We start from the raw sequence: 16,118 nt of genomic DNA on the forward strand, positions 1-16,118 counted from the left end.
GGGGTTGTCATTGGCATGCTTTCAGAAAGCGCTCAAACGTAAGGCGATCTCATAAAAGTTTTAGTGCAGAACATACTTTGTACGATTCCTTTTTTAACTTATCTTCGCTGTCAACTCATTTAAAAATCTAATTTGTGAAAAATAATCAGGAAGTCGTAGAAGAGAATCAGCTTAAACGTGGGCTGACCAACCGTCACATTCAATTAATTGCTTTAGGAGGATCGATAGGAACCGGTCTTTTTCTCGGTATTGGCCCAGCAGCTGTATTAGCAGGACCATCTGTTATTCTGGGATATGCAGTTGCCGGTATTATTGCTTTTTTTATCATGAGACAATTGGGCGAAATGGTTGTCGAAGAGCCTGTTTCAGGAAGCTTTAGTCACTTTGCTTATAAATATTGTGGTTCTTTTGCGGGTTTTGCATCAGGTTGGAATTATTGGATTTTATACATTCTGGTGAGTATGGCCGAACTTACAGCCATTGGAGTTTATGTACAGTTTTGGTGGCCCGAAATTCCGCTGTGGGCATCCAGTTTATTTTTCTTCCTGGTTATAAATGCTTTAAATTTCGCTTCGGTAAAAGTATACGGAGAAACCGAATTTTGGTTTTCAATCATAAAAGTAGTTGCCATTATCGCTATGATCCTTTTTGGTACTTACCTGCTGATAAGTGGTACAGGAGGAGAGCAAGCTACCATTCATAATTTATACAACGATGGAGGTTTTTTTCCAAAAGGTTTCTTTGAAAAAACGGCATCGGGTAGTTTTCAGGGCTTGTTATCTGCAATGGCACTGATTATGTTCTCTTTTGGTGGTTTAGAGCTAATTGGAATTACCGCTGCCGAGGCAGAAAATCCGGAGAAAAACATTCCAAAAGCAACCAATCAGGTGATCTATAGAATCCTTATCTTTTATGTAGGTGCATTGGTTATTTTATTTGCTTTGTCTCCCTGGCGACAAATAACGACAGACAGTAGTCCGTTTGTAATGGTTTTTCAAAATTTAAACGGAATGGAGTTTGAGTTGTTTGGTACTAAAATATACTTTACCCGACTGATTGCCAATGTGCTTAATTTAATTGTTTTAACCGCAGCTTTATCAGTATACAATAGTAGTGTATATAGTAACTCACGTATGTTATACGGTTTAGCAGATCAGGGTAATGCGCCTAAGTTTTTAAAGAAGTTAAACAATAAATCAGTGCCTATTAATGCGATTTTAATTTCTTCCTGTTTTGCAGCGATCTGTATTTTAATCAATAAAGTAATTCCTGAAGAAGCTTTTAGTATTTTAATGTCTTTAGTGGTATCTTCTTTAATTATCAACTGGGGAATGATTTCGTACACGCATCTTAGATTCAGACGTACGAAAGAGCAGGAAAGCACTAAAACGATGTTTCCATCGATATTTTATCCGGTAAGTAATTATATCTGTTTGGTATTTTTGTTGGGAATTTTATCCATCATGTGGATGACCGATATGAAGTTATCCGTAGAATTAATTCCTATTTGGTTGGGTATTCTTTTTATATTTTACAAAGTTTATAAGACAAAAAAATAAGCAACTTTTATCAGATTAGTCTGCTATTATCCGTTAAGTATAATAATTTTTAAACACATAGAAACATAGACTCTGATTTCTCGAAAGACGTTTCACTTAGTTAAAAAGCATAGGGTTTGCTATGTTTATTTATGCAATTGAAATGCTTTAGCGCGGTAACAAAACTATGTTTCTATGTCTTTAAATAGAATATTTTGTAATAGATGAGCAACACATTTTTGAACAACAATCAAATTGGAATAGTCGCTACTTTCTCTGAATTGGTACAGACTCATTTTAAAGGAGAAAGGAATGCACTGTGCTGGTACAGAAATTTGGACGGCGATTTTAACGAAATTGTAGCTAAATTATCTTTAGAAGAAAACATTACAGTAGTTTATCCCGAAGATCTAATCGCACTCGAACTCACCGAAAAGGGAAGTATAGCCAGAGAAGTTATCTTAAACGATTTACAATTATTAACTGATTTTGGAGCTTCGCCCTCGCTTAATTTACTAAAGTGTTATGAACGTGATGACGAATTTGATTTCATCTCGACAGATGTGTACTCGTTTCATGTAGATCGTTCGCCCATTGCAACCGATACTTTTTTATGTACCTACCACGGAGCAGCAAGTGATATTGTTGCTAATTCGCAGGCAGAACAAAAAATTCTGATTCCGGAAATCCGTGCAAAGTTACAAGAGCTGCACGATGGACCGCCGGAAGAGTTCGAGAGTTTTTTAGAGGAAAATTATTTCGATTTGCATTATCAGTTAGATCCCAATGCAGCACCTGTTAATTTAGGCTTAGGGCATCTTTGGCGTCTGGCTGTAGACCATCCCAAACAAGAAGTACTGCCATGTATTCACAGAGCACCCATAGAAAACGATGGGGAGTACCGATTGTTGTTGATTTGTTAAAGGAAATAATTGTATTTGAATAACCATTTCTAGTCTCAAAATATATGTGCGTAAACGGAAAAGAAATTAAACTTTGTACCTGTGTTCCAAATGGAATGGATACCATTATTCACCACAAGAATTCCCGAAAAAACAGAAAAAAAAGGACGTGTCGACTTTACCTGGACGTTAGAAAAATGCATGGGCTACAGTAAAACGACAATGGATGGAATGGGGTACAGGCCGGAGGAAGTTTTAACAGAAGATTTGACAAACGAGAGAATGCTTATGGTACTTAATACTAGTAACTGTTTCGATTTTGATTATCAACCTGGTGAAGGGGATAATCTTCAAGTTTTTGCTCCCGAAAACTCTATGAGAAGACATTTATCTTTTATTTTTAAAAATGAAGAATGGATAGCCGGCTCGCATATGCCTTTTATGTATGAGATGGAAAAAATAAATTTTGGAAAAGTAACTTTTAAAGATATTTAAAAAACTAAAGTGAAAGAATTTATCAAAAGAATATTTAGAAAATCAGCGCCGGAAGTATTTGTAAATGTCGAAATTGAATTAACCGAAAATTGGGTCAGATACAACAACGGAAATTCAATTGGAAAGAAAGGTTCTGAAAGGGGTAAGATTTTAAATGATCAGGAGAATATAAATGGTTCCAGAATAACAATTGAAGCCAACGCCGGAAGTATTCCATTTGCTATTACATTCGGAATTTATGGATTAATGGTTCACACAGAATTCTTTAGCGAAATAGAAATTGCCACTGAATATTTCAAAAGAAAAAAAAATGAGATCGACGGGATTCTAAAAATGTTTGAAATTTCGGAAGAAAACCAAGATATAGAATGGAAAAGTAAAATGGACGAGTATTTAGAAAAATTAATTTACGAGTAAAAGTGGTTGATAATTGCTAGTATTCGCGGCAAATTGAGTTTTCGAATCTCCGAAGTGTTGAATTGTAAGCTGCGCAAATGTCTCCGACTTTGTGTATTTTTTATACTTACGAGTTATTAAATTTTATAAAAGTCTCCTGACTTTAAATGTTACTTCTTACTTTATTTTAGTAAATGAATTCTTAATAGTAATGTAATTTTAAATATGCCATAACTTTGGCCTTAAGATTAAATTGTTTTTTTGACATAAAAATTTTTTTATGGAAAAGAACAAGGATTTAGGCAGAAGAAGGTTTCTTAGAAATTCTTTATTGGTTGCCGGAGGAGTTTTCATCGCCCCATTGATTGAAAGCTGTAGTAACGATGACAAACCAGACCATGATGGTGCTCCGGATGGAATGAAAAACGAAGGTTTTGAAACAGGAGTAGCCAGTTTTGACCCTACTGAAACCGGAGTGATTATCTGGACAAGATATTCAGCAGGCTCCGATGCCGAAATTAATTGGGAAATAAGTAAGAATGCCTCGTTTACTGAAATAACCAGAAAAGGGCAGGCAGCAGCATCTTCTACAAATGATTTTACAATAGCGGTAGATGTTCAGAATATTCCATCGAATACAAAATATTATTATAGATTTTATAATGCCAAAACCAAACAAGTTACAGTTACCGGAGAAACTCGCACATTACCCTCTAAAACAGACAGTGTAAATGACGTGAAAATGGCTGTTGTTTCCTGTTCTAATTTTCCGGCCGGACTTTTCAATGTGTACGGAGCGATTGCCTCTTCAGATGCCGATGTAGTGGTGCATTTGGGAGATTATATTTACGAATACGCGCCGGGACAGTACGGGACAAATCCTTTTACCAACCCGCTGGGCAGAGAACATAAACCCGCCAGAGAGATTACAAGTCTTAGCGATTACAGAGAACGATACAGACAATATAGAGGAGATAAAAACCTTCAATTGCTGCATCAGAAAAAACCTTTTATATGCGTTTGGGACGACCATGAATTTGCCAACGATACCTATAAATCCGGTGCCGAGAACCATCAGCCTTCCGAAGGTGATTTTCAGGTGAGAAAAATGGCCGCTTTCCAAGCTTATAGCGAGTATATTCCGCTTAAGACAGGAAAAGATTTTAGAATTTACAGAAGCTTCAATTTCGGTACTATTCTGTCCCTTTACATGATGGATACCAGAGTGATTGCGAGAGATAAGCAGCTAAGTTATGGTGATTATATCGATAATAGCGGAAATTTTGACCAGACTAAATTCAAAACCGATCTGTTAAGTACCAACAGAAAACTAATTGGAACCGAACAAATGGCATGGCTGGGATCGCAGATCAATGCAGATACCGCTAAATGGAAAGTACTCGGCCAGCAAATCCTGATGACCAAAATGCTGATTCCTGCTGAGTTATTGATGCTTTTGAACCAAATTTTAGGAGAAGTCTCTAAATTAGGAAGCGCAACGCCGGCGACTATGAAAGCGCTTACGGCAACAATCTCCCAACTTGTGGTGATTAAAATGAGACATAAACAAGGTGATCCTACCTTAACGGCTCAGGAAATTGCGAGAGTTACAACGACTTTACCTTATAATCTGGATGCCTGGGACGGCTATTTTGCCGAAAGAGAACAGTTGTATGCGATGCTTTCGGGTAAAAATGTAGTGGTTTTGGCCGGAGACACACACAATGCATGGATGGGTAAACTTACCGATATGCAAGGGAAACGAATAGGAACCGAGATAGCATGCAGTTCAGTTTCATCACCGGGATTAGAATCGTATTTCGGAATTACTTCAGACCCTACAAAAGCGATAGAATTAGCACAAGCCTTTACCGTGCTGATCGATGATTTAGAATATGCCAATTTGTACAAACGAGGATATACCTATCTTAAATTTACAGCATCCGGTTCTGAAGCCGAATGGCGATTTGTAGACAGTGTAACCACTGAAACCACCAATACGGTTACAGAAAAGAAATATACTATAGCCTAGAATTTACGCTCTCCAGTTTGTCATTTCGACCGAAGGGAGACTCGAGCGATAGCGAATAGGTGAAGCAAATCGCAAGCTAATTTCGACAATGTAAATCACCAATCTTTGTTGAGCTAGATTGAATTAAAACGGAACAGGAGTAATCGTGGTCCGTTTTTTTATTTTATCGATTTAAATGTTTGCAAAATAAGAAATGATATTTGGCTGCGAAGGAGGTTTTATTCTGCTGTAACAAAATCAACAAAAAAAAATTTTGTTTCAAAAGTTGTAACAAAAAAAGAAAAAATAAAAATTTGTTACAGTTTTTGAAACAAATTCAAAAATAAATTAAATTTGTTCATCAAATAAATTATGGAACAACCAAAAGCAGGAGTGATGGAAAAAGAGGAAAATATTGGAGCGTTGATAGGAATACCACAGGAAGAAATGGCAATGTTGCTGGAGGTAAAGCGCGTTCAATGGGCGTTGTTCCTAACAGGAAAGCGTGGTCTGCCACCAACCGCACTGCTGAAATTAAGCGAGATGCTTACTATTTTAAAGGAACCGGATAATGAAGCCCCGGATGATGAAGCCATAAAGGAGAAGCAGGCACAAATAACTAAATATTTAGAAAAGGAGATCATCATCAACCTAAACAAACAGCAGCTTGCCTTGAACCAACTCGAGAGATGCAGGAAAAAGTACCAATCGGCGCAAAATGCGATGAAAATTGCTAATGCCTTAATCGCCAGAGAACAACAAACCTATACCTGGCAGAAGGAACTTTTACCCATTATAAAAAGAACCGCCCAAGATGTCCTGAAGAAAAACAGCGTACTGATACAAGAGCAATATACCATAAAACTACTGGTACTACAGCAAGAAGAAGTAGTCTTGAGAGAACGATTATGGAGTAAGTAGATTATGATCTTTACACAGCAGCTGTGAGGTACACCTTGCAGAGCAGAGTAAATATTAAATTTTTGATTAAAAGTCAGAGACATTTGCGCAGCTCTAGAAAAGAACACTGTAGAGAGCTAGAGATTTATAGACAATATCACAACTGAAACGCGACCGCTACTGTTACAGAAAAGTTATTCGATAGCATAGGAATTTTATTTGAAACGGATCGAATTTTTCTCGAAAGTGCCAAAGAAAAAGATGAAACTAAATCGGAACTGGAGTACTCTTGTTCCGATTTTTTTTATCGTATTGATTTGAATATTCTCAAATCAAGTATTGATTATTGATTTGTTACTTCTAAAGTGAAGCTTCCTATTCCAACTGGAGCACGGCCGTTGACTGCTTCAATTACTTTGGCTGCTCCAGAAGCAGTGAATCCTCCGTAAAGTTCAATCAACCCAAAACCAGATTCTACAAGTTCTGCAGCAATCTTAGCTCCCATAGCTTCATCCGGTACCGGAATAAATGTGGTATGTTGCGGATGAAATACTTGTTCGAAACGGTCTCGTATTGGGTCACTACCACTCTCAAGAATAATGAAGGCTTCGCGAGGTGGGTGGCCATCGTGAAAGGATAAACTAAAAGCAGCTGCCAAAGCCAGCGATTCGAACCCAAAAGTAACCGAACTCACTTTGGCTCGACTTCCAATTGCTTCACTAACCTTTGCTCTCCAGACAGGTGAAATAGCACCACACAGCTCGATTAATTCTGCACCATCGTCTGCAAGTGTAATGGCAGCTGCCAGAGATTCAGAAGGGTCACCGATGGCTACAATTGTCAACTTACCAGATGCACTTTCACGAACAAACTTGGTTGTATTAGGTACTGCACCATAACCTTCATATATAATAGCCTTGTCGAGAGGACGTTGGTTTTCTTTGAAATCTACTTGTTTTACTGTTTTTTCCATGATTGTTTTTTGTTTTATTATTTAATAAGGCAAAGATCTTTCGAAATTCGAGCACTTTTTTTGATGTAGATCAAAATCGTTTCTAGTATCGGAATGCCACTTAAAGCTTCTTGAGGTATGTTTTAAAAACAAGCAATCAGAACAGGGCAGAAATACAACAGGTTTTATTTATTGGTATTTTTTAAAGCAAATTTTAATTTAGTAAATTTGATTTTAAATCAAATGATACAAATCGGCGGGTGTTTATTTAAGAACTTATGCAATCGCGTTTCCCAAGAGCTATGAATAATACAAATCCATTAATTCAACAATTTAAGAAATATGGAACGCTGAGTTCAATCGCCGAAACGGCTATTGATCAAAAAACCAAAATATTTATAAAGAAAAAAAACGATCATTTTTTGAAGCAGGGACAGCTACTAACAAGTTATTTTGTGGTAAAGAAAGGTGTTTTCAGAGCTTATATTAATCGGAATGAAAAAGAAATAAACGTATGGTTTGGAGAAGAAAACCAAATTTTTGGGGCCATAATGCCTATGTATGCCAATAAACCTTCACCAGAGTACATACAATTTTTAGAAGATTCAGAAGTATATGCCATTGCAGTAGATGATTTAGAGATTTTATACGAACAGTATCCGGAGTTAAATCTTATTGGCAGAAAAATAGCCGAAGAGCTGTGTGTTATTCTCGAGGATAGAATTACTTCGTTGCATACCGAAAGCGCTACAGAGCGTTATCAATCACTTATGGAACAACAGCCTAGTTTAGTACAGCGTATTAATCTGGGGCATATTGCTTCTTTTTTGCGTGTAACACAGGAAACTTTAAGCAGAATACGCAAACGCTGACGATTTTGACCTACATCAAAAAATAGAATCTTTTTGCTTACGATCTTTGCAGTACTAAATAATTAAGACATGCAAAAAGATAAATTAAATTGGTTTAAGAATGTAGAACATCGTACTCATCCACATCCCGGATTAAACTGGTTAACAGCCACTCTAAGCGTTCCGGACGTAGCCAGAGCAATAGATTTTTATACCGGAGTAATGGAAATGGTTTCCATTTCTGAGTTGGAAGATCAAAACAATGGAGAACTATTGTTTGCAAGAATTCGTTATCGCGGAAACAATTTTGTACTCAATAAAGAACATTGGGATTTTCAGGCAGTAGCTCCAATTACTTCAAGGCAAGTATCTCCTTTTGTTTTTTACTTGTATGTAGACGATGTAAAAACATTGGTTGCCGAAATTAGAAAAGATAAAGATGCTAAAATTATTGCTGAGCCGGAAATGCAGTTTTTGGGAGATTTAAAAGCAAGAATTCAGGATCCGTTTGGTTACATCTGGGATTTGGCAGAAAAAGCGAACTAAAGATGAAGTATTTATTTTTAGGCTTAGCCATTTGCGCAGAGCCAGGGCAAAACCAATGCAAATCGAACAACCCAAAAGCGGTAAATGTGGTGTTATTCAAATTCAAATCGGAAGCATCATTGGAGCAGGAGCAAAACTTTAAAAGTGAAATGCTGAAAAAGCACAGTACGGTTTCAGGACTTATAGATATTTCTTTTGGAGAAAACGTTACAGATATAGCAAAAGGATTTACCCGTGCAGAAGCAGCCCGGTTTAAGGACCAGAAATCGTTAAAAGTATTCAGTAAATCAGATCCTGTTGAAGAGCTAAATACCAGTTATATCAAACCGGTTTTGCAAGAGATTCTGGTATTCAATTCTTTTTCTTAACTTAGTAAAAGCAATACTGGTGTAAAATTGAATAGAGAATGCAAAGCTGGAGACATTTGAGTAGAATGATTCGATGCTTGCTGAGCACTTCACAGAGCAGGAGGGATGATAAAAAAATGTTAAAAACATTCTATATTTTAAAGTGGCACAGTTCGTGCTTGAAAGGAAATCATTGAATAATCTGAATGCTTAATCGGTATTCTAAAAAATTAAAATAATGAAAAGATTTAAATGTATTTATGTTTTTGTAGCGGTATTATTATCAACAATTACATATGGCCAGGAAAGTTTAAAAATGTTTGTAAAAGAAAGTAAAGTGTCCTGTATGGGTGTTGGCCCTATGGAATGTCTGCAGGTAAAGTATGACAAGGACAAAGAATGGCAGCTATTTTACGATCATATTGAAGGTTTTAATTTTGAAAAAGGAAATCGATATGAGATATTGGTTACAAGAACAAAAAGACAAGAGCCTATTCCTGCCGATGCTTCTGCATACCAGTACAAACTGAAAAGCATTGTTTCGAAAACTCCTGTAAATGCCGAAAAAGGAATTTACAATACCAAAATGATCTTGACCCAGTTAAACGGAAAAAAGATAACTAACGGGAAAGCATTTATTACGATTAATGATGAAACCGGAACAATAAACGGTAACAACGGATGTAATATCTTCAATGTAAAGTATACAAAGCTTTCTGCAAAAAATCAAATTAAGACCGATTCTCCTTTTGGAACTTTAATGGCTTGTGAAGGCGAAGGCATGAAATTAGAACAAGATTTTAGCGCTGCGATCACAAAGAAAAAGTTTAAAATTGTAAAGAAAAACAATAAAGTACAGTTTAGAAATGCTAAGAACAAAGTGGTGATGGAATTTTCGATACCCACTCAAAACCAACTGTGGAGTTTTATTGCAAAAAACAATTGGAAACTAATTGCACTTGAAAATGTTGGACAGGATTACGGAAAGGCTTCTATTAAGTTTAATCCGGCAGAAAAGAGAGTGAGCGGAAGTACAGGTTGCAACAACTTCGCCGGAACTTATGCAACTACCGGTGATCGTATTTCTTTTGATAGAGTAGCAGCTACAGCTATGGCATGTATAGGTGAAGAAGGAAACAAAACAGAACAAAAAATGCTATCTTATTTAAACAACAAAGACCTGCGTTTTGATGTAGCCGATCAAACTCTTAATTTTTATCTTAACGATAAATTGGTCATGATGTTTGGCACTACAAGATAAATTTGTTCTACAAGTCATCTTAAAATAACGGATGATTTATAAAAATAATAGCAAAACCAGTGAAGTAAATTCACTGGTTTTTTTTAGCTTTATGTTTTAGATTACATATTTGCAAATTGGCGTGAAGTCGGAGACGTTTGTGTAATGTTTATGAGGTTATGTTTTGCAAAGCAGGGACAGAATTGTTAGATACTTAGAAAACAATATTGTATTTTAAAAGGTAAATTTACCTCTATTTTTGTTTGTTTTTTAAATTTTTAATTATATTTGCGGTATATTTACCTTTATAATATGATAGACGATATTTTAAATAAAAGTTTTCAATACAATGGTCCATCTCTTGAAGATTTGTTTAAGGAGAAACTTGATAATTCAGGATTGACTAAAACTCAATTTGAAAAGTTATCAGGTATGGAGAGAAGAAGTTTAGATGCTATTCTTGACAAAACTTCTAAACAAACTGATATTATTAAACTGTTAAAACTTGCCGAATTTTTAGAATTAGATTTTAATGAAGCTTTAGTTATACATTTTAAAGATCGACCTGTTGAGGAAATAAAAGAACTTCAGTCTTCAATGGACATTACATTTATAAATAAATTCTTTGACCTTAAAACTTTAACAAGCTTAGGGTTTATTGGTAAAAATGATTCATTAGAAGTATTAAAGGAAAGGATCTGTAAATTCTTTGATATCAATAGTATTTATGAATATGATCGCGAATTAAGTGATGCTTTTTACAGCAAAACCAAGAGGTCATTCAGTGATAAAATGAAAGATTTTTGGATTAAATCCAGCTATAAGTACTTCGAGTTAATTGACAATCCTAATGAATACAGAAGAGAGAATCTTGTTGAGTTAATTCCTAAAATAAAACCTTATACTCAAAACGTGGAGACAGGATTACTTACGGTTTTTCAAGCGTTGTTTAATATTGGGGTTACTATCGTTTTTCAGCCATCATTACCTAAGACACAAATTCGTGGTGCGACCCTGTTAGTAAAAGATAAACCCTGTATCGTTATTACTGATTTCAATAAAAATTATTCGACGATTTGGTTTTCACTTATTCATGAACTTCATCATGTTTTATTCGATTTAGAGACAATTAGTAAAACAAAATATCATTTATCTGGTGAGCCTGATTTATTCTTAATTCAAGAAGATAAGGCAAATGAATTTGCTTCTGAATACTTATTATCATCAGAGAAAATGAGATACATCGAAAAGATGATTCATAATAAGTTTATGGTTGAAAAATTTGCAAAGGAATGTCAAATCCATCCCTGCATAATTTATTCTCAATATCAATGGAGACAATTTGAAAAAGGAAATGATTATTGGGGCGCGTTTAAGGAACATTTTCCAAACATTAAAGGTATTACGAAAAAACTAAATGTTTCTAATTGGGATATTGAGTCAATAAAAGAAACGGCATTAAAAATTAAAGAATTATTAACGGTATAACATGAGTGAGATGAGTGATAAAAATATTGATAAAAATAAGATTGAACGAAAACTCTCCAAAGAAGATTTGGAAAGATTAGAAATATTGCAAAAGTCAGAAGATGTTAAAGGCGAACAGCTTATTATTAATCTTGATTCAGAGCTTAGAATTGAAAATCAAGCAGAGCTTTTGCTTGGGCAGAGAATTGATGATCCTGTACAAAAGTTTCAACTGTATTATCACGGACTAACAAAGCTATTAAAAGATAATTTGCCAAAAGGTAAAGAATTTGAAGATGTACGAAGAATTGTTTATGATGAAAAAAATATACTAATAAATAGAGGTGCGAAGAAAGATGAAAAAGGAATTAGAGGGAGTGATGGAAGAATGGCATACATCGAAGATTTAGAAGAAGCTATCAAAATAGTTGCAGACTGGACAAGTAGAAAAGGATCTCCTGCTGAACTTTTTATGGCATTTTGGGACAAAAATGAAGAGTTAGAATATGGTCATCAAGATTAAATAAAGAAAATAGCCCGCTGTAGTACCAAACGTTATGCTTCATACTAAAATTTATAAAGTAACATAAATGATAAAGATACCAAATAACCGAGCAAGTAATTATCTGCTTATTAACGCTTCGCAGAGCGGGGGTTATGCGTATTAAAACAATATTAAACTTCGCAAATGGATATTACTCAAATAAAAAATAAAACATTAGAGATCTATAAGGAAACTGATGATTTTGTAAATCGATTCCCTAATTGTTGCAAAAAAGGATGCTCTTTTTGCTGCCATCAAAACATTCAAATTATCCACTCAGAAGAACTTGTAATTACTGAGTATCTAGAGTACAAAGTGTCAAATGAAATAAAAGCTAAAATAAAAGTTCAACTTACAAAATGGCTTGAATATTTCAATCTAAATACCCCGGACAGAATACTGGAACAAAGTGACATTGTTCGGTTCGAAAAACAAATTTCTGCAGATAGGATACCATGTCCATTTTTAATTGAGGGTAATTGTTCAATATATCCTGTACGCCCTCTAACATGTCGCACACATATTGTTGATTCTCATCCTGAGGCATGTGATAAAAATATAATGAGAGATGGCAATCCATATACCAAACATTTTAGAGATTTTAAAGCAATAGAACTTTTAAAATCTGCTCCAAACAATACTATTAGATTATTACCATACGTTTTTAGAGACTATTTTGGCGTAGTGATAAAAATTAAGGGGGTAGAGGTTTTTGCCTCCCGATAAAAAAAGAGACTTTTAAAGTCTCTTCCCAAAATTATTATATCTTCAATAAATAATCACTTACCAATCAATTTCTCAAGCCTAACCATCATTTCATCTTTCTCTTTCAACATACGCTCGTACAACGCAATTTTTTCATCGTATAATTGTATAATTTTATCAATAGGATTAAATGTACAATTGTCATAATTTTGATAACCAATTGCCCCATTGTCAAATTTATTAGAAATAAAATTTATTGCCTGTTCTTCATCAAAATTCTGAAAAGCTTCAACCGGAATTTTTAATACAGCTGAAATTTGTTTCAGCAATTTATCTTCAATGACATCTTTTTGCTCCAGCATCGAAATTTTCTTTTGGTTCCAGTCTTCGCCCAGATCATAAGCCAATGCTTCCTGTTTGATGTTAAGCATTTCTCTAAAACGTTTTACGTTTCTTCCCTGATGTATTTTCTGTTCCATAACGAATATCAATTTTCTAAAAGCTCAAAGATAACCTCATTTGGGTTAAAAATCCCTGAATTTCAAAGATAAAAAAATATCGTATAAAACAGCTGTTTTGTCAGATATTATACCAATTTTTATTCAGGTATAATATCCGCTATTCGAATAGATTATCCTTTTGAAAGAACAGAACTTCGTTTTTGAATTTTAAATCTCTTTAGTATGAAAACAAGTAAAATATCCTTCGAAACCAGCTCTTGGGCAGGGGAGGTGTCGGGAAACCCAATGAAAGCCATTGATGCTTTTTTTGCCTATGCAGATCTGGATTATTACAAACAAAATTTAACCGAAGCGGTAGTTTACAGTTATAAGAGTGACGTTTATGAAGCAAACAATCCCTCGAATGCTTTTGTTTTTTATACGGCTATGAACAATTTTCTCAAATTGTGTTACTGCCTGCAAGAGAAAAGCAAAAAATGGCAAGTTATGGCATCTTTGCACTATGAAACGGTTTTTCATCTTTCTTCGCTGACAAAGGAAGAATACGAGGATCCTTTTATCGTGTTTCAAAAAGCATTTGATGAAAAAACACCTGAAGAATTTGAATCGTTTCTGTGTCTGATCCTGGAGCTTTCAACGTCTCCCAATGCCCAAGATCCGTACTCTGATCTCACAACACCTTATATCTATTTAATCAAAATGCTCGATGCCACAGCGCTAATGAAAGAAAGAGGTATTGAGAAAATCAGAAAAAACGAAACTGCCTGATGCTGTAACGGGATAGTCCTTATTCAAACTTAAAAAATAAGAATAGGGCGTAGAAAAATCTCTTCGCTGGTGCAGGTGTCTTGCTCGTGCGATCGATGTTGTCTCGTACTGAAAAAAGGTTACATACTTACACTTAAATCCTAAAATAGATTTGCATTCCTATTTTATTACTGCTACCCGTTTACAATAGTCGGGCTTTTTACATAATAATTTGTTAATCTATACTTTTACTCTACCAAAAACGTTCTAAATTGTGTCATAATTTGTAGTAGAGCTAATGAAATGTTTTACGATATCCTAGTGAAGAAAAAAACAAAATAAAGTATTAAACCTTAAAAAAAAGCAACATGTTAAAAGAAATTGAAAGTTTAATTCCGCATAGGAATCCTTTTTTATTTGTAGATAAAATAGTGTCATTTTCAAATGAAACCATTGTTGGTATTAAGACATTTGATGAAAGGGATCTTTGGTTAAAAGGAAGCGTTCCTATGTCTGAGTATATACCTGGAACAATATTGATAGAATCAATGGCGCAATGTGGCGGTGCAGGAGTTAAACTTTTAGGAATTACAAATGGAATTTTTGGACTTGTCAGTATTGAAGATGCTGAATTTTTTGCAACTGCAAAGTTTACAGATGATATTAAATTTGTAATACAAAATATTCGTTTAAGTGAAAAGATAATTAAGCAGTCCGGAATTGCTTATGTAGGAGATAAAGAGATACTTAAAGCAACCTGGATGTGTGTAAAATTGCAATAATGCAATTCATCAAAGCACCCCAGCTTTCCGAAGTACTCAACTGAAAAGCTGCGCAAATGTCTCTGACTTTGCGCTTTTTTTATGCTTATTGAATTATTAAAGTCCGTAAAAGTCTCCCGACTTTTTATATTTATTTCTTAATATTATTTTGATTCTTTCTTGTCTAGAAATTAGACGTTTGCAAGTTGGCGCAAAGTCAGAGACGTTTGCGCAGCGCTTGTGAGGTACAGTTTGCAGAGCGGGGGGGTAATAAACTCTTACCACTATCTCAGTTATTCCCAGTCTTTTTGTTCAATTACAATAATTTCAGGGTTAATCAAATTAATTCTATATTTTAAATTACTTGACGAATAGGCATGAATTTCATTGTTATTAAATTCGATTTTATAAAATTGATTCGAATTTGTAAAAAAAAGAGCCCATAAAAAATCATTAGACTTATCTGTGCAAGCTATAAATCCTTCATTTCCCATTCCTCCTTCACCTCCAAAAACAACATATTCATTATTAATTTCCAATCTATTTGAAAAAACTTCAAAAGTTGTCCAAATATCAGGATTAAATTTTTCCAAACTTTCTATAGTTGTTTCGCAAAGAGGCGTTGAATAATGTGAAACATTATTTGCACCACTCACATTGTAACAATTTAAAATTATAATTTCACCATTATTTTTTTGCAAAGAATTTATTCCAACTAACTCTTCATTTAACCAATGCTCCAATATTTTTATGTTTTTCATATTTTTAACTTTTAATGACTCTCAGCTCTCTGAAGTGTGCAACTGAAAAGCTGCGCATTCTATGATATTATTTGTTTTTTATCATAGAATGCGCAGCGCTTGTGTGGTAGACTTCGCAGAGCGGGGAGCTTGCACCAATTCAAAAGAATCTAATCTTCGATTATTTCATACTTTATCTCTGTCAAATTATTGACATGCTTTAGTATCTCTCTTAGATGTTTGGCTTTTTCTTCTTTTTCTTTGTTTTTACCTTTTGTAAGAGATACTTTTATAAGTATCGGGTAATTTTTATAATTCTCTTCTTGCCACCAATCATCATATTCAAGATAATTATCTATAACTGATATGGTTTCTGCTATTTCTCCAAATCGATAACCAAAATTACCCCCAGATGTGGGGGATAATTTTATATTTAGTTTTTCAGAAATTATAGTTGCTATTTTCTCTTTGTTATCCCCTATATAACCAAAAGTTATATAATATGATTTTATCAT

General features: G+C 34.5%; 19 protein-coding genes. 15 read left to right on the top strand and 4 right to left on the bottom strand.

The window, feature by feature from the left end:
• Positions 1-134: 134 nt before the first annotated feature.
• From C245_RS0113850 to C245_RS0113880, 6 genes are all read left to right on the top strand, one after another.
• On the top strand, positions 135-1,559 hold the full coding sequence (locus tag C245_RS0113850; protein WP_017497201.1) for an amino acid permease: 1,425 nt from the start codon (positions 135-137) through the stop codon (positions 1,557-1,559).
• A gap of 203 nt (positions 1,560-1,762) precedes the next feature.
• Positions 1,763-2,461 (top strand): hypothetical protein, encoded by a 699-nt coding sequence (locus C245_RS0113855; protein WP_017497202.1) that lies wholly within the window; start codon positions 1,763-1,765, stop codon positions 2,459-2,461.
• Between the two features lie 90 nt (positions 2,462-2,551).
• Positions 2,552-2,935: a hypothetical protein gene (locus C245_RS0113860; RefSeq protein WP_017497203.1), complete on the top strand. Its 384-nt coding sequence runs from the start codon at positions 2,552-2,554 to the stop codon at positions 2,933-2,935.
• Between the two features lie 9 nt (positions 2,936-2,944).
• Positions 2,945-3,352: a hypothetical protein gene (locus C245_RS23095; protein ID WP_017497204.1), complete on the top strand. Its 408-nt coding sequence runs from the start codon at positions 2,945-2,947 to the stop codon at positions 3,350-3,352.
• Positions 3,353-3,611: 259 nt separating this feature from the next.
• Entirely contained in the window at positions 3,612-5,363 is a 1,752-nt protein-coding gene (locus C245_RS0113870) for an alkaline phosphatase (protein WP_017497205.1), read from the top strand.
• A 351-nt stretch (positions 5,364-5,714) separates the two neighbouring features.
• Positions 5,715-6,263, top strand: coding sequence for a hypothetical protein (locus tag C245_RS0113880; RefSeq protein WP_017497207.1), 549 nt, complete (start codon positions 5,715-5,717; stop codon positions 6,261-6,263).
• 322 nt (positions 6,264-6,585) lie between these two features.
• On the opposite strand, the gene C245_RS0113885 is transcribed toward C245_RS0113880, so the two are convergent.
• Positions 6,586-7,215 (bottom strand): DUF6506 family protein, encoded by a 630-nt coding sequence (locus C245_RS0113885; RefSeq protein ID WP_017497208.1) that lies wholly within the window; start codon positions 7,213-7,215, stop codon positions 6,586-6,588.
• Positions 7,216-7,496: 281 nt separating this feature from the next.
• Here C245_RS0113885 and C245_RS0113890 point away from each other — a divergent pair, with 281 nt between their 5' ends.
• From C245_RS0113890 to C245_RS0113920, 7 genes are all read left to right on the top strand, one after another.
• Entirely contained in the window at positions 7,497-8,066 is a 570-nt protein-coding gene (locus C245_RS0113890; protein WP_017497209.1) for a Crp/Fnr family transcriptional regulator, read from the top strand.
• A 69-nt stretch (positions 8,067-8,135) separates the two neighbouring features.
• Positions 8,136-8,591 (top strand): VOC family protein, encoded by a 456-nt coding sequence (locus tag C245_RS0113895; RefSeq protein ID WP_017497210.1) that lies wholly within the window; start codon positions 8,136-8,138, stop codon positions 8,589-8,591.
• 2 nt (positions 8,592-8,593) lie between these two features.
• Complete coding sequence (locus C245_RS0113900) at positions 8,594-8,959, top strand: Dabb family protein (RefSeq protein ID WP_017497211.1); 366 nt, start codon at positions 8,594-8,596, stop codon at positions 8,957-8,959.
• A 217-nt stretch (positions 8,960-9,176) separates the two neighbouring features.
• Entirely contained in the window at positions 9,177-10,199 is a 1,023-nt protein-coding gene (locus C245_RS0113905; RefSeq protein ID WP_017497212.1) for an META domain-containing protein, read from the top strand.
• 291 nt (positions 10,200-10,490) lie between these two features.
• A complete protein-coding gene (locus C245_RS0113910; RefSeq protein WP_017497213.1) occupies positions 10,491-11,666 on the top strand; it encodes an ImmA/IrrE family metallo-endopeptidase in 1,176 nt (391 codons plus the stop codon).
• 10 nt (positions 11,667-11,676) lie between these two features.
• Positions 11,677-12,168 (top strand): hypothetical protein, encoded by a 492-nt coding sequence (locus C245_RS23100; RefSeq protein ID WP_051041446.1) that lies wholly within the window; start codon positions 11,677-11,679, stop codon positions 12,166-12,168.
• Positions 12,169-12,333: 165 nt separating this feature from the next.
• Entirely contained in the window at positions 12,334-12,915 is a 582-nt protein-coding gene (locus C245_RS0113920; protein ID WP_017497215.1) for a YkgJ family cysteine cluster protein, read from the top strand.
• A gap of 53 nt (positions 12,916-12,968) precedes the next feature.
• Here C245_RS0113920 and C245_RS0113925 read toward each other — a convergent pair whose 3' ends face one another.
• Positions 12,969-13,373 (bottom strand): helix-turn-helix transcriptional regulator, encoded by a 405-nt coding sequence (locus C245_RS0113925; RefSeq protein WP_017497216.1) that lies wholly within the window; start codon positions 13,371-13,373, stop codon positions 12,969-12,971.
• 204 nt (positions 13,374-13,577) lie between these two features.
• Between C245_RS0113925 and C245_RS0113930 the strand changes: the two genes are divergently transcribed.
• Together C245_RS0113930 and C245_RS0113935 are read left to right on the top strand one after the other, a co-directional pair.
• Positions 13,578-14,123, top strand: coding sequence for a hypothetical protein (locus C245_RS0113930; RefSeq protein WP_017497217.1), 546 nt, complete (start codon positions 13,578-13,580; stop codon positions 14,121-14,123).
• Positions 14,124-14,470: 347 nt separating this feature from the next.
• A complete protein-coding gene (locus C245_RS0113935; RefSeq protein ID WP_017497218.1) occupies positions 14,471-14,884 on the top strand; it encodes a 3-hydroxyacyl-ACP dehydratase FabZ family protein in 414 nt (137 codons plus the stop codon).
• Between the two features lie 272 nt (positions 14,885-15,156).
• Here the strand turns inward: C245_RS0113935 and C245_RS0113940 are convergent, their stop codons facing one another.
• Positions 15,157-15,624 carry a hypothetical protein gene (locus C245_RS0113940; RefSeq protein WP_017497219.1) on the bottom strand — a complete coding sequence of 156 codons (468 nt, stop codon included), beginning with the start codon at positions 15,622-15,624 and terminating at the stop codon, positions 15,157-15,159.
• A 149-nt stretch (positions 15,625-15,773) separates the two neighbouring features.
• Positions 15,774-16,118 (bottom strand): hypothetical protein, encoded by a 345-nt coding sequence (locus tag C245_RS0113945; protein WP_017497220.1) that lies wholly within the window; start codon positions 16,116-16,118, stop codon positions 15,774-15,776.

Source organism: Flavobacterium sp. WG21, from assembly GCF_000335775.1.
GTDB lineage: Bacteria > Bacteroidota > Bacteroidia > Flavobacteriales > Flavobacteriaceae > Flavobacterium > Flavobacterium tructae.